Source organism: Mesorhizobium sp. WSM4813 (assembly GCF_055811555.1).
In genome coordinates this window covers 21280-35254 of record NZ_JBVVQU010000008.1, presented here as the reverse complement: position 1 = coordinate 35254, position 13975 = coordinate 21280, and the positions used below count along the sequence as shown (strand labels likewise).

Below are 13975 nucleotides of genomic sequence, written 5' to 3'. Positions count from 1 at the left end.
GAGTAGTGAGTAGTGGGTAGTGAAATGGCGAATTGTGAATAGTGGATGGTGAATGGAATTAGAATTCATTACTGACTAATGACTAATGACTAATTCACTATTAACTATTCACTATCAGGCGGCGGCCCTGACCGGCTGCGTCGGCTTCCTGGTCGGAATGCGCACCGACACGATCGTGCCGGTGCCTTCGGTTGAGCGGATTTTCAAAGCGCCGCCCTGAAGCTCGGCCAACGAGCGTGAGATGGCAAGGCCAAGGCCGGAACCGGCATGGCTCTTGGAAAACTGGTTCTGCACCTGTTCGAACGGCCGCCCGAGCTTGCTCAGCGCCTCCTTCGGGATGCCGCAGCCATTGTCTTCGATCGTCAGGACCAGAGCGCTGGATGTGTTGCGGGCCCTTACCGCGATGCGGCCGCCCTGGCCGGTGAATTTCACCGCATTCGACAGGAGGTTGATGATGATCTGCTTGATCGCCCGGCGGTCGGCGAACAGCGTCAGCGAATCGGGGATGCGTGTTTCGACGGTGATCGACTTTTCCGCTGCCTGCAGCGAGATGACGCGCACCGTTTCCCGCATCAGCGGGCAGAGGTCGATTTCCTCCTGATCCATCGAGAACTGGCCGGCCTCGATCTTCGACATGTCGAGGATGTCGTTGATGACGCCCAGAAGATATTTGCCGCTGCCGTTGATGTCGGTGGCATATTCCTCGTAGCGCGGCGAACCCAAAGGCCCGAACAGCGCCTGTTCCATCAGCTCCGAGAAGCCGATGATCGCGTTGAGCGGCGTGCGCAATTCATGCGACATGTTGGCCAGGAACTCGGATTTGGCTCGGTTCGCGGCCTCGGCGCGCTCGGTTTCCTTCATATATTTGTGATTGAGCTCGACCAGTTCGCGCGACCGCTCTTCCTCAGCCCGGCGGGCAAGGCTGAGATCGTGGATCGTCGCCATCAGCCGACGTTCGCTGTCGACCAGCTTCTCCTGGTGCAGCTTGATCTGGGTGATGTCCGAGCCGACCGAAACGGTGCCGCCGTCCCTGGTCCGCAATTCGTTCACCTGCAGCCAGCGGCCATCGGCAAGCTGCCGCTCGAAAGTCACGCCGCCCTGCTGCCCGTTGGTGTTGGCAAGCCGGCGCTCCGAGGCGAAGGCAAGCATGCGATCTTCCAGGACGGCGCGCGAGGCGCCCGGCATCACGTCGCGGTCCGACAGGCCGTTGTCCTGCTGGTATTTGGAATTGCACATGATCAGGCGCTGGGCGGAATCCCAGAGCACGAAGGATTCGTTGATGTTTTCGATGGCCGTTCGCAGGCGAAGATCCGCGGCCTCGGAGCGCAGCGCCAGGTGCCGCTGCTCGGTGATGTCAACGGCGATGCCGATCAGCTGGATCTCCGGCGCTTCCGGGTCGATCACCTGCGCCCTTGCGCGCATCCACACCCATTGTCCGTCGGCATGGCGCATCCGGAACACCTGGTCGATGTGATCGATCTCGCGTGCAACGATCCTGTTGGCGAGCAGGAACAGGTCGCCGTCCTCGGGATGGATGATCTCGTCGACCTCGCCGAACGACAGCATTGTGTCGCAGGGCTCATAGCCCAGCATGTCGTACATCGAGCGCGACCAGTACATCTTGCCGCGCACCATGTCCCAGTCCCACAGGCCGCAGCGGCCGCGCACCAGCGCCATATCGATGCGCTGGTGCGCTTCGAGATAAATGCGGTCGGCGGCCTGGGCGCGCGCCGCCTGGCCGAAATAGGCGTAGAGGATGATGATCAGCACGCCGGCTGTCAGCACGAACAGCGTAACGTTGAGCGAAACGGTCTTGCGCCACGTGTCGAAGACCGCTTCCTGCGGAACGAGCGCTGCGGCAGCACCGTTCCTGCCGTTTGTCAGGCTCACCGCCGCATACCAGTCCTGGCCGCCGATTCTGACCTCCATCACCCCGGCACGGTCGCCGAACATGAACAGCGGCTGACCGCCCTGGGTGACGGCGTCGAGTGACCGCCCTTCCCAGCCCGTCGATTGCGGGGTCACGGCAACGATCTTGAACGCGCTGTCGGTGACCGCAAGCACGTGGCTTCGGCCCATCGCGCCCTGACGGCTGATGCCCTCCAACAGGTCCTGTGTCGCGCCAGGCGTCGAGGCCAAGTTCGCATCAACGCTAATCGAACTGGCCAGTTGGCCCGCCGCGAGCGAAAGGATCGCCTTGGCGTCGCGTTCCACGTCGTCACGTTCGTTCATCAGCGACAGCAACCGCAGCGCCGCGATGACGACCAGGAAAATGATGATGAGGGCCGGTATCGATCGGCGCAACAATGGCTCGGCTGCCAGGAGCCGTCGGTAGGCGGGTTCGGCGATGAGCCGCGCGTTGCCGGCGAGACCATCGCTTCTCGCCTCACGCCGCTCAAAAGCCGTCCCTCCGGGCGCGCCCCACGCGTCCGCCTTCGCCATAAATGGCTCTCCCCGATTTTAAATCTGCTTGACGATCCGGCGACGCCGCACTTCCGAATCTTCAGCTAAAGAATCAAAGGTGATTCGGCTTGTCCATAGGCGCGGCGAAAAAAGATTAAAAATCGACTAAAATAGTGGCTTTCCGCCGATGATGGCGCTGCTTGCGATGAGCAGGGGAGGCTTGAGACGAACTTACGCCAGCGTGCGCTCGACGATGTCGCGCAAATCGGCCGACAGGTTATCGGTATTGGCAATCGACAGCAACGCGTCCCTTGCCTTGGCCTGCCGGGCAGGTTCGAGCGAGCGCCATGATCTGAGTGCTGTCGCCAGCCTGGCGGCCAGCTGCGGGTTGCGCTTTTCGACCTGCAGGACCGTTTCGACGAAAAACCGGTAGCCTTCGCCGTCGGCGCGATGGAAGCCGGTCTGGTTGGCGCTGGAAAACGTGCCAACGAGCGAACGCACCCGGTTCGGGTTGGCCATCGAAAAGGCCGGATGGCCGGTCAGGGCGCGCACCGCATCAATGGTTTGCGGGCCGGGCACGCTCGCCTGGATTTGGAACCATTTGTCCATCACCAGCGGATCGGTGGCATATTTCGTTTCGAAGTCGGCCAGCGCCTTGACCGTCTCGGGCGAACCGCTGTGGCGGAGCGCAAGCACGGTCAGTGCGGCGGCGCGGTCCGTCATGTTGGTCGCGGACTGGAAATGTCGGGCCGCAAGCGCCGCACCTTCCGGCAGCAGCGAGAGATAGTCGAGCAGGATGTTGCGCAGCGCCCGGCGCCCGGCGCTCGCCGCATCCGGACTGAAAGCGTCCTTGTCGACCAGTCGATCGTAAAGGCCGGAAAATATCTCGCGGTTCGCCTCGGCAATCGCGGCCGTCAGCGCCTCGCGGGCCGAGAAGATGGCATCGGGATCGATGTTCTTGCCGATGTCGCGGGCGATATCTGCTTCGCTCGGAAGCGCCAGAGCCAACGCCCGATAGGCCGGTTCGAGTGTCTCGTCGCCGGCTATTTTGCCGGCAAGCTCGGTCAACCGTGATGCGAAACCGGGCTGCTTGCCGTCAAGGACCTGGCGGAAGGCTGATATCAGCGCATCGGTCAAAAGCGTGTTGAACGCCTGCCAGCGCGAGAAGGTATCGTTGTCATGGCCGGCAAGGAAGAACTGATCGTCGGCCTTCTGCTCGACGGAAAGCGTCACCGGCGCCGAGAAGCCGCGGTTGAGCGACATCGCCGGGCGCTCGGCAACGCCCGTGAAGCGCACCATGTGCCGGCGCTTGCGGATATGGATGACGCCGTCCTCGACGCTGGCGCCCTCGACGCCGCTATACGCTATCGCTTTGCCATCGGTGCCGACCAGGCTGAAGGCCAGCGGAATATGCATCAGCCGCTTGCGGCTTTCGGACGGCGTTGGCGGTACCGACTGCTCGATCTCGAGCGTGAATTCCTGCGCTGCCGGATTGTGCGTCGAACTGATCGTCAGATTGGGCGTGCCCGCCTGATGGTACCAGAGCGAAAATTGCGAGAGGTCGCGACCGGACACATCCTCGAACACCTTGAGGAAGTCCTCGATCGTCGCAGCCTCGCCGTCGTGGCGCTCGAAATAGAGATCCATGCCGGCCCGGAACGTCTCGGCGCCGAGAATGGTGCGGATCATACGCACCACTTCCGAGCCCTTTTCGTAGACCGTCGCCGTGTAGAAATTGTTGATCTCGCGGTAGCGGCGCGGCCGCACCGGATGCGCCAGCGGTCCCTGGTCTTCGGGAAACTGATGTGCCCGCAGTGTGCGCACTTCGGCGATGCGTTTCACCGCTCGCGAGCGCTGGTCGGCGGAGAATTCGTGATCGCGGAAAACCGTCAGCCCTTCCTTCAGGCAAAGCTGGAACCAGTCGCGGCAAGTGATTCTGTTGCCAGTCCAATTGTGGAAATACTCATGCGCGATGATCGCCTCGATATTGGCGAAATCGGCGTCCGTTGCGGTCTCCTGATCGGCCAGCACATATTTGTCGTTGAAGATGTTGAGTCCTTTGTTCTCCATCGCGCCCATATTGAAGTCGGACACCGCGACGATGTTGAAGACGTCGAGGTCGTATTCGCGGCCGAACGCCTCCTCGTCCCATTTCATCGACCGTTTCAGGGCGTCCATGGCATAGCCGGCGAGCCGCTCCTTGCCCGGCTCGACATAGATGCCGAGTTCGACCTCGCGGCCGGACAACGTTACGAAGCTGTCCGCGACCTTGCCGAGAGCGCCCGCCACCAGGGCGAACAGGTAGGACGGCTTGGGGAAGGGGTCGTGCCAGACTGCATAGTGCCAGCCGTCGGCAAGTTCGCCGCTTCCAGCCGGGTTGCCGTTGGAAAGAAGCAGCGGCGCCTCGTGCTGCCGCGCCTCGATGCGCACCGTATAGACGGACAGAATGTCGGGGCGATCGAGAAAATAGGTGATGCGCCGAAAGCCCTCGGCCTCGCATTGCGTGCAATAGACATTGCTGGAGCGATAGAGGCCCATCAGGGCTTCGTTGTGCGCCGGCGCCAGCTCGGTTTCGATCAGGAGCTGGAAGCGGGTTGCTGCGGGCGGCGTGGTGATCGTCAGCTGATCGGGCGTGGCAAAAAAATCCGTGGGCGCAAGTGTCCGGCCGTCGATTGCGATGCGGCTGAGCGTCAGCCCATCGCCGTTCAGCACCAGTGGCACTGACGCTGCGATGCCGTCGCGGCGTTCAACCGTCAGCACGGCGGTGACGCGCGTGGCTTCTGGCGACAGGCGGAAAGTCAGGCCGGTTTCCGGAATGAGATAGTCGGTGGGGCGATAGTCTTCGAGCTTGAAGACCTGGCCGGTGTCCGTGCGCATTCCGTGGGGTTTCCTGTCGATTCCCGCAGCGGCTGGTGGGTCCGCTGGTCCAAGAAATTTGAAGCACGCGCTCTTTACACGAAACCGTCACTCGACAAAACTGGCGCAGCGCCTATTTCAGGCACTCGTTTTCCAATCATCATCGCGAGGTATCCATTGACCGTCGTCACACCGAAATTCGGCATGGGCGCCTCTGTGCTGCGTCGGGAGGACCAAGCCTTCCTCAAGGGTCTCGGTCGCTACACGGACGACATCCAGCCGGCCGGCCTCCTGCACGGCTACGTTCTGCGCTCGCCGGTCGCCAAGGCAAGCTTCACCGTCGGTTCGACCGAGGCGGCCAAGGTGGCGCCTGGCGTCCATCTGGTGCTGACTGGCGCGGACCTTGCTCATCTCGGCAAGCTGAAATCCGGCGTCATGCAGAGGCAGCCGGACGGCACCAAGGCACCGACCCGCGACATTCCGGTCCTTTGCCGCGACCGCGTCAATTATGTCGGCGACGCCGTCGCCTTCGTCGTCGCCGACAGCCGCGCGCTGGCGCAGGACGCGGCCGAATTGATCGAGGTCGCTTACGAGGGCGAGGATGCCGCGTCCGGCACCGCCACGGCGCTTGACGAAGGCACGCCGCTGGTCTGGCCGGAACTCGGCTCAAACCGCGCCTTCAGCTACCACATCGGCGACAAGGCGAAGACTGCGGCGGCATTCGCCAGGGCGGCGCATGTCATCCGCATCGAATTCATCAACAACCGGCTGGTCTGCAACTACATTGAGCCGCGCTCTGCGATCGGCGAGTGGAACACGCAAGAGAACCGCTTCGTGCTGACCACGGGCTCGCAGGGCGTGCATTTCATGCAGTACATCCTGGCCGACGTGTTCAAGATCAAAAAGAACCAGTTGCGCGTTATCACGCCGGATGTCGGCGGCGGCTTCGGACCGAAAAGCTTCGTCTATCGCGAATATCCGCTGGTGCTCGAGGCCGCCAGGCGCCTTGGTCGCCCGGTGAAATGGGCCGGCGACCGCACCGAGCATTTCCTTACCGATGCGCAAGGCCGCGACAATGTCGTGACCGCCGAGATGGCGATGGACAAGGACGGCCGCTTCCTCGGCATGAAGGTCGATCTTCTCGCCAATATCGGCGCCTATGTCTCGCAATACGGCCCATTCATCCCCTATATCGGGGTCACCATGTCGACCGGCGTCTACGACATCCAGGCGCTCGATGTGTCGGTGACCGGCCTCTACACCAACACCTGTCCGGTCGATGCCTATCGCGGCGCCGGCCGTCCGGAAGCGGCATTCCTGCTGGAGAAGCTCGTCGACGCCTGCGCTCACGATCTGGGCCTTCCCGTCGAAGAGATCCGCCGGCGCAATTTCATCAAGCCCGAGCAGTTCCCTTATCGCACGCAGACCGACCGCCTCTACGATACCGGAGAATTCGCGGGCCATATGGACCGCGCCATCGAAGAGGCGGAGTGGCAGGCGTTTCCGGAGCGGCTGGCGCAGTCGAAGGTGGTCGGCAAAATCCGCGGCATCGGCATGGCGACCTATATCGAAGCCTGTGCCTTTCCGGGCTCTGAACCGGCCTTTGTCGAATTGAACGGCGACGGCACGGTGACGCTGAAGATCGGCACCCAGACCAACGGGCAGGGGCACGCGACCGCCTATGCGCAGTTCCTCTCGGAAAAGCTTCATCTCGACATCGACAAGATCCATGTCCGCCAGGGCGACACCGACGAGCTGAAGGCAGGCGGCGGCACCGGCGGCTCGCGCTCCATTCCCCTTGGCGGTGTATCAGCTTCTCGCGCGGGCGAGGATCTGGCCAACAAGATCAAGCGCATCGCCGCGGATGAACTGGAAGCATCCGCCGCCGACATCGAATTGTCCAATGGCGTTGCCCGCATCGTCGGCACCGACCGCACGATCGATTTTTCGAGCATCGCCAAGGCGGCGAAAACCCCTGACGATCTCAAGGGCTTTGGCGAATTCGTGCAGGACGAATGCACCTATCCGAACGGCACCCACATCTGCGAGGTCGAGATCGATCCCGACACCGGCATGACGGAAATAGTCCGCTATACGATCGTTGACGATTTCGGCGTCACCGTGAACCCGATCCTGCTGGCCGGCCAGGTGCATGGCGGCGTCGTCCAGGGCATCGGCCAGGCGCTGACCGAGAACACGGTCTATGACGAGGACGGGCAGCTGTTGACGGCAAGCTTCATGGACTACGCAATGCCGCGCGCCGACGATTTGCCGTTCTTCCATTTCGAGACCCGCAACGTGCCCTCGACCACCAATGCACTTGGCATCAAGGGAGCAGGCGAGGCGGGCACGATCGGAGCAACGCCGGCCGCGCTTAACGCGGTGACGGATGCGCTGTATCGCGCCTACGGCATCAGGCATATCGACATGCCGGCGACGCCGGCGCGCATCTGGGCAGCGATCCAGGAAGCAGCTGCTCAGTGAACCCGACGGATCATCCCGGCGCGCACAACACGCTGACCGGGATCATGCTCAAGATCGTGTCGGTGGCGGTCTTTGTCGGCATGTCGTCCTGCATCAAGGCGGCGGGCACCCTGCCGTCTGGCCAGATCGTCTTCTTCCGCTCCTTCTTCGCCATCTTTCCGATCGTCGTCTTCCTGGCCTTCCAGGGAAAGCTTCGCACCGGCTTCTCGACCAAACGCCCGCTCAACCACGTTGCGCGCGGCGTTGTCGGCGTCTGCGCCATGGGGCTCGGCTTCTTCGCGCTGACGCGGCTGCCGCTGCCGGAAGCGATCACGCTGAACTACGCACAGCCGTTGCTGGTGGTGGTGTTCAGTTCGATCTTCCTCGGCGAAGCAATCCGCGTCTATCGCTGGAGCGCGGTTGCGGTCGGACTGGTCGGCGTGCTGGTCATCTCATGGCCGGAACTGACGCTGCTGGGTTCGGGCGCAGCACTCGGCGATCAAGAGGTGCTCGGCGTCATCGCCGCCCTGGTCGCGGCAGCGATCTCGGCCGTCGCCATGCTGCTGGTGCGCAACCTCGTCCAGAGCGAGCCGACGGCAACCATCGTGCTGTGGTTTTCGGTAACGGCGAGCGTCCTGGCGTTGCTTTCGCTGCCGTTCGGCTGGCAGGCGCTGACACCGGTGCAGGCGGGTCTTCTCATTGCTGCAGGCTTTTGCGGCGGGGTCGCGCAGATTCTGATGACGGCAGCCTATCGGCATGCCGAGGCCTCGGTCGTAGCGCCGTTCGAGTACACGTCGATGCTGCTTGGCATCGTCGTCGGCTATCTCGCCTTCGGCGACGTCCCGACGGTTCATATGCTCATCGGCGGCGTGATCGTCGTTGCCGCCGGCATCTTCATCATTTGGCGCGAGCGCCAGCTTGGCCTCGAACGTGCCCGCACCCGCCAGGCGACCCCGCCGCAATGATGATCAGGACGGCTCGGCCCGCTCTTTCGCCAATCGGACCAGCACCGTCCGCGTTTGTTCGTCGGCGGGGAAAAAGGATTCGATCGCCAGTTCCGACAGCGTCACGTCGAGCGGCGTGCCGAACACGGTGATGGTGCTGATGAACGACAGCACGGCATCGCCATGCGCCAGCCGCAGCGGGTGCACGATCGCGTTCGGCTCGACCGGTACCGGTCGTGTGCCGTTCAGGCCGGACGGATAGGTCCGAAGCTCACGTTCCAATTCGACCAGAACCGGGTCGCCTGAAGCGTCGTTCTGGTGTTTCAACCGGTCAAGAAGATGCGCGCGCCATTCGGCGAGGTTGACGATGCGTGGCGCGACGCCACCCGGGTGCAGGCTGAGCCGCAGCACGTTGACCGGCGGCTTCAGCAGGGAGGGCTCGGCGACATTGGCAAGGAACGGGCCGATGGCAGCATTCGCCGACACTAGGTTCCAGTGTCGGTCGACGGCGAGCGCTGGGAAGGGTTCGTGCCCCTTGAGCACGATCTCGACGGCCGCCATCGCCGGTGCCAGCGAGGCATCGGTGAGCGAACGCTCGCTGAAGCTAGGGGCAAAGCCCGCGGCCAGCAGGAGCTGGTTGCGCTGCCTCAGCGGGATCGACAGCTGCTCGGCCAGATGCAGCACCATGTCGCGCGAGGGTGCCGCGCGGCCGCTTTCCACGAAGCTCAGATGCCGCTGCGAGATTTCGGCTTCCATGGCGAGATCGAGTTGGCTCATGCGCCGGCGCGTGCGCCATTCGCGAATGAGGCTACCGGCGGAAGTCTGGGGTGCTGTCATGAGCGCATGACTAGGCCGGTAGCGGATGTATTTCAATTACCGGGCAGGTTATAGCGCCTCCTATCCCAGCTTTGCGGGGCGAGGAAACGCTGGTTGTCAGCCAAGCGCCCGCAGCTTCGCCTTCACCTCGAGGAAATCCCGCCACGCCAGCTTCTTGTGCGCGGGGGTTCTCAAGAGATAGGCCGGGTGAAGGGTCGGCATGGCGGGAATGGCAATGCCGGAGGCGGTCGTGTGGAGGCGCCAATTGCCGCGCAGCCGCAGGATGCCCTCGGTGGTGTTGAGCAAGGTCTTTGCCGAGGGGCCGCCCAAATTGACCAGCACCTTCGGATTGACCAGTTCGATCTGCCGTTCGATGAACGGCCGGCAGATCTCGGTCTCGTGCGGTGTCGGCGTGCGGTTGCCCGGCGGCCGCCAGGGGATGACATTGGCGATGTAGGCCGACGTCCGGTCGAGGCCGATCGCGGCCAGCATCCGGTCGAGCAGCCGGCCCGAGCGGCCGACGAACGGCAATCCCTCGATGTCCTCGTCGCGGCCGGGCGCCTCGCCGACCAGCATCACCGCGGCGTTCGGATTGCCGTCGGCGAACACCAGGTTCTTGGCGGTGAATTTGAGATTGCAGCCGTCAAATGCCGCCATGTGCTGGCGAAGTTCGTCAAGAGTTACCGCCGTCGTTGCCAATTGGCGCGCCAATGCCGCTTGCTGCTCGTCAGGCACCGTCGCCGTACTGGACGGCGCGCGCACCGCCGGTGCCGCAGCTTGCCTTTCACCCATTTCGGCGCGTGATAGGCTTGTCGAGCGTGGCTGCGCGGCGCTTTCACCAGTTGGCGACGTAACTGTAGCTGGCGCCCGCTCAGGCGGCTTTGAGGCGGCCTCGGCAAACCGGTTCACCGGCTCCTCTTCGAGCGCTTCATCGACGCCCGCACTGGCGTAGAAGGCCAGCAGGTCAGCGATGTCAGGGCGGTTGTCTCGGGAAACGGCAGTCATGCTTTCACATTCGGCCGCGCGGCAGGAATTTGCAAGGAGTGCATGTCGCCCCAACATGCGTCAAGGCTCTCAGCTCGACGGTATACGCGGATCCTGCACCAGATAGAACGTCCAGCGCGGTGTGTAGTCGGTGATCAGGTAATCGAATTTTGCTGTCTTCAGCGGGTCGATCTTGCCGCTCTTGAACAGCAGCCGATCATAAGGTTCGAAGTCGCGATCGAAATCGGTAAAGCTGCTCGACCAGATGTTGTCAGGCGTTTTGTTGCGCTGGTCGAATGACAGGCCGTCACCGAACACGCTCGGCCGATGGAGCACCTCCTGGAGCTCGAACTGGAACTCGACCCAGGCCTGCCCGCTGTTGTTGAGCACGTCGATGCGCATATACATCAGGCCGTTGGCAAATTGGCCCGCGGTGCCGAAGGGCTGGATCGGCTTTGTCGTGCGGATGGTCAGTGTCACCGGTGTTGCCGAATTCAGCTCTTCGGTGATGACAAGCGGGTCCTCCTTTGTCCCGATGCCCGAGGCGCTGGTGATGCGGAAGCCGCCCAGCTCGTCGGAAAAGGAGTAGGCGCCGGCCGCCCAGACCCTTTGCGGCTCGGCATGGGCGCCAACGGGTGCCAGCGGCAAAAGGGCCAAAACGAGCGCCCGGCAAATCCGTCCGGGCGAGGAAAAAAAGCGCGTCGATGAAAAGCCGGATGGCTCAGGAGTGCGCATGACGCGAAGTATGGCCGATAAGCAAGCCGTCGAACAATTAAAAACGTGAGGGCGACGGCTCCTTTGGAATGGCTTGCGGGAATGGGCCCGGCCAGGATCGATGTTCAGGTGAACCCCAAATCGCGATTTTGTCGTACGATGCGCGACTTTTTGACGAAATCGGCATTGTCACGTCAGCGCCGGTTTCGCGTCGCGAATTGATGCGCTATGCAGCGGATAAGCCAGCAAGATACGCAAATGCGGCAGCCAGTGAGGAGTTGATGAGCGAGATCGAACGCGACAGCATGGAATTCGACGTGGTCATCGTCGGCGCTGGTCCGGCCGGCCTCGCCGCGGCGATCCGTCTCAAGCAGGTCAATCCCGAGCTTTCCGTCGTCGTCCTGGAAAAGGGCGGCGAAGTCGGCGCCCATATCCTGTCCGGCGCCGTCGTCGATCCGATCGGCATCGACCGGCTGCTGCCGGGCTGGCGTGACGAAGAGGGACATCCGTTCAAGACGCCGGTCACGGCAGACGATTTCCTGGTCCTCGGCCCCGCCGGTTCGTTCCGTCTGCCCAACATCCTGATGCCGCCGCTGATGAACAATCACGGCAATTACATCGTTTCGCTCGGCAATGTCTGCCGCTGGCTGGCGACCAAGGCCGAGGCGCAGGGCGTCGAGATCTATCCGGGCTTTGCCGCCGTGGACCTCATTTACAGTGACGAGGGCGCGGTCACCGGCGTTGTCACCGGCGATATGGGCGTCGAGAAGGACGGCACGCATGGCCCGAGCTTCGCGCCGGGCATGGCGCTGATGGGCAAATATGTGCTGATCGGCGAGGGCGCGCGCGGCTCGCTGGCCAAGCAGCTGATCGCCAAATACCATCTTTCCGATGGCCGCGAGCCCGGCAAATACGGTATCGGCCTCAAGGAGCTCTGGCAGGTTAAGCCGGAGAACCACCGGCCAGGACTGGTCCAGCATTCCTTCGGCTGGCCGCTCGACATGAAGACCGGCGGCGGCTCTTTCCTCTACCATCTGGAAGACAACCAGGTGGCGGTCGGCTTCGTCGTCCACCTCAACTACAAAAACCCCTATCTGTCGCCGTTCGACGAGTTCCAGCGCTTCAAGACCCACCCGGCGATCAAGGCCACATTCGAGGGCGGCAAGCGGCTGGGTTATGGTGCCCGTGCCATCACCGAGGGCGGCTGGCAGTCGGTGCCGAAACTGTCCTTCCCCGGGGGCGCGCTGATTGGGTGTGCCGCCGGCTTCGTCAACGTGCCGCGCATCAAGGGCTCGCACAATGCCGTGCTCTCCGGAATGCTGGCGGCCGAGCATGTCGCCGAGGCGATCGGCGCCGGCCGCGCCAATGACGAACTGGCCTCTTACGAGGCGGCATGGCGGGCGACCGACATCGGCAAGGATTTGAAAAAGGTGCGCAACGTCAAGCCATTGTGGTCGCGCTTCGGCACCGTCGTCGGCGTCGGCATTGGCGGCCTCGACATGTGGCTGAACACGCTGTTCGGCTTCTCGCCTTTCGGCACGCTGAAGCACCGCAAGGCCGACTACGCAACGCTGGAACCGGCCGCCAAGCATAAGAAGATCGCCTATCCGAAGCCAGATGGCGTGCTCACCTTCGACCGCCTGTCCTCGGTGTTTCTCTCAAACACCAACCACGAGGAAAACGAGCCTGTCCACCTGCTGGTCGCCGATATGGATCTGCAGCAGCGTTCCGAACACGATGTCTATGCCGGGCCCTCGACACGCTACTGTCCGGCCAGCGTCTACGAATGGGTCGACAAGGATGGCAACGCCGCCGCCGATCCCGAGGCGAAGGACGTGCGCTTCGTCATCAACGCGCAGAACTGCGTCCATTGCAAGACTTGCGACATCAAGGACCCGAACCGAAACATAACCTGGGTGCCGCCACAAGGTGGTGAAGGACCAGTCTACCAGAATATGTAGTCTGCCAGAACCGCCGTGCCGGCCGTCTCGACCGTCGACCAAACGAAACCGGTGATGGCCCGCTATATTTGCAGCGTCTAAAAAAAGTTGAAGCGGCGCTGCGCTTGTGGTTCCCTTCTCTCCTGACCCGGAGAGATGACCATGCGCCTGGCGGTTCTGACGTGCCTTGCGGCAATTGGTGGCTTGTGCGGCTTCGCACCGTCGGCATCGGCTGACACGAAGGTGCTGGTCAAGACTCGGACCTACGACATATCAGGAACCACGGGCGCCGCCCTGATCCAGGCTATGGACCGCAAGGGTCCGAAGAGGCACGGCTTCATGACGCACGCCATCGCGCTGACTGCCTATACCGTAAGTTGGGACCTTGACGTCAGCAGGGAGGGTGGTGTCTGTCGTCTGCGGCGGGCCAACGGGACACTCGATCTCACCTACACCTTACCCCGCATGGTCTCAGCCGCGACGCCGGCGCTTCAGAAGCGCTGGAAGCGGTTTTTCGCGGGCGTTCGTGCCCACGAGCATAACCACGGCCGCATCGCCAGGACAATGATGCGGGCCACCGAGAAATCGATCACGGGGCTGGAGTTCCCGGACAACTGGGTTTGCAGCAAGACGCATCGCGAGGCGAGGCGCCGGATCAAGGCTGTCTATGCCGAATACGAGGCGAAACAGAACGCTTTCGATGCGCGCGAGCATCTCGAGGGCGGCCATGTCGAACACCTCATTGGTGCCCTGTTGCGCAAGGGCTAATGCATGTCGCGCAAAAGTGTGCGGCGGTTTTGCGATAACGACATCAATAAAAACAACAACCTAAAGCGCGTCGCATGAGGCCGGTCA

General features: G+C 62.7%; 9 protein-coding genes. 4 read left to right on the top strand and 5 right to left on the bottom strand.

All coding sequences use genetic code 11. The features are described 5' to 3' along the window. Window positions 1-114 precede the first annotated feature (114 nt). Both AC0L25_RS06400 and pepN read right to left on the bottom strand, forming a co-directional pair. Window positions 115-2442 carry a PAS domain-containing sensor histidine kinase gene (locus AC0L25_RS06400; RefSeq protein WP_473594708.1) on the bottom strand — a complete coding sequence of 776 codons (2328 nt, stop codon included), beginning with the start codon at window positions 2440-2442 and terminating at the stop codon, window positions 115-117. A 192-nt stretch (window positions 2443-2634) separates the two neighbouring features. After that, window positions 2635-5280: an aminopeptidase N gene (gene pepN / locus AC0L25_RS06395; RefSeq protein ID WP_473594707.1), complete on the bottom strand. Its 2646-nt coding sequence runs from the start codon at window positions 5278-5280 to the stop codon at window positions 2635-2637. Between the two features lie 156 nt (window positions 5281-5436). Here pepN and AC0L25_RS06390 point away from each other — a divergent pair, with 156 nt between their 5' ends. Both AC0L25_RS06390 and AC0L25_RS06385 read left to right on the top strand, forming a co-directional pair. Next, window positions 5437-7743, top strand: coding sequence for a xanthine dehydrogenase family protein molybdopterin-binding subunit (locus AC0L25_RS06390; protein WP_473594706.1), 2307 nt, complete (start codon window positions 5437-5439; stop codon window positions 7741-7743). Window positions 7744-7787: 44 nt separating this feature from the next. Next, complete coding sequence (locus AC0L25_RS06385) at window positions 7788-8687, top strand: DMT family transporter (protein WP_473594801.1); 900 nt, start codon at window positions 7788-7790, stop codon at window positions 8685-8687. A 3-nt stretch (window positions 8688-8690) separates the two neighbouring features. Here the strand turns inward: AC0L25_RS06385 and AC0L25_RS06380 are convergent, their stop codons facing one another. From AC0L25_RS06380 to AC0L25_RS06370, 3 genes are all read right to left on the bottom strand, one after another. Beyond that, window positions 8691-9503 carry a helix-turn-helix domain-containing protein gene (locus tag AC0L25_RS06380; protein WP_473594705.1) on the bottom strand — a complete coding sequence of 271 codons (813 nt, stop codon included), beginning with the start codon at window positions 9501-9503 and terminating at the stop codon, window positions 8691-8693. Between the two features lie 96 nt (window positions 9504-9599). Beyond that, window positions 9600-10487, bottom strand: coding sequence for a uracil-DNA glycosylase (locus tag AC0L25_RS06375; protein ID WP_473594704.1), 888 nt, complete (start codon window positions 10485-10487; stop codon window positions 9600-9602). Window positions 10488-10556: 69 nt separating this feature from the next. Beyond that, window positions 10557-11201, bottom strand: a complete 645-nt coding sequence (locus AC0L25_RS06370; protein WP_473594703.1) for a hypothetical protein — start codon at window positions 11199-11201, stop codon at window positions 10557-10559. A gap of 260 nt (window positions 11202-11461) precedes the next feature. On the opposite strand from AC0L25_RS06370, the gene AC0L25_RS06365 reads away from it, so the two are divergent. Further along, on the top strand, window positions 11462-13141 hold the full coding sequence (locus AC0L25_RS06365) for an electron transfer flavoprotein-ubiquinone oxidoreductase (protein ID WP_473594702.1): 1680 nt from the start codon (window positions 11462-11464) through the stop codon (window positions 13139-13141). 141 nt (window positions 13142-13282) lie between these two features. After that, the gene (locus tag AC0L25_RS06360) at window positions 13283-13888 is read left to right on the top strand and encodes a DUF922 domain-containing protein (RefSeq protein ID WP_473594701.1); all 606 of its coding nucleotides are present in this window, start codon (window positions 13283-13285) and stop codon (window positions 13886-13888) included. The last annotated feature ends 87 nt before the right edge of the window (window positions 13889-13975 follow it).

What these genes read in the sequence shown, in the direction of transcription:
- AC0L25_RS06360 (WP_473594701.1), top strand. Translation starts at nt 13,283, where the DNA reads ATGCGCCTGGCGGTTCTGACGTGCCTTGCGGCAATTGGTGGCTTGTGC.
- AC0L25_RS06375 (WP_473594704.1), bottom strand. Translation starts at nt 10,487, where the DNA reads ATGACTGCCGTTTCCCGAGACAACCGCCCTGACATCGCTGACCTGCTG.
- AC0L25_RS06385 (WP_473594801.1), top strand. Translation starts at nt 7,788, where the DNA reads ATGCTCAAGATCGTGTCGGTGGCGGTCTTTGTCGGCATGTCGTCCTGC.
- AC0L25_RS06380 (WP_473594705.1), bottom strand. Translation starts at nt 9,503, where the DNA reads ATGACAGCACCCCAGACTTCCGCCGGTAGCCTCATTCGCGAATGGCGC.
- AC0L25_RS06400 (WP_473594708.1), bottom strand. Translation starts at nt 2,442, where the DNA reads ATGGCGAAGGCGGACGCGTGGGGCGCGCCCGGAGGGACGGCTTTTGAG.
- AC0L25_RS06365 (WP_473594702.1), top strand. Translation starts at nt 11,462, where the DNA reads ATGAGCGAGATCGAACGCGACAGCATGGAATTCGACGTGGTCATCGTC.
- AC0L25_RS06370 (WP_473594703.1), bottom strand. Translation starts at nt 11,201, where the DNA reads ATGCGCACTCCTGAGCCATCCGGCTTTTCATCGACGCGCTTTTTTTCC.
- pepN (WP_473594707.1), bottom strand. Translation starts at nt 5,280, where the DNA reads ATGCGCACGGACACCGGCCAGGTCTTCAAGCTCGAAGACTATCGCCCC.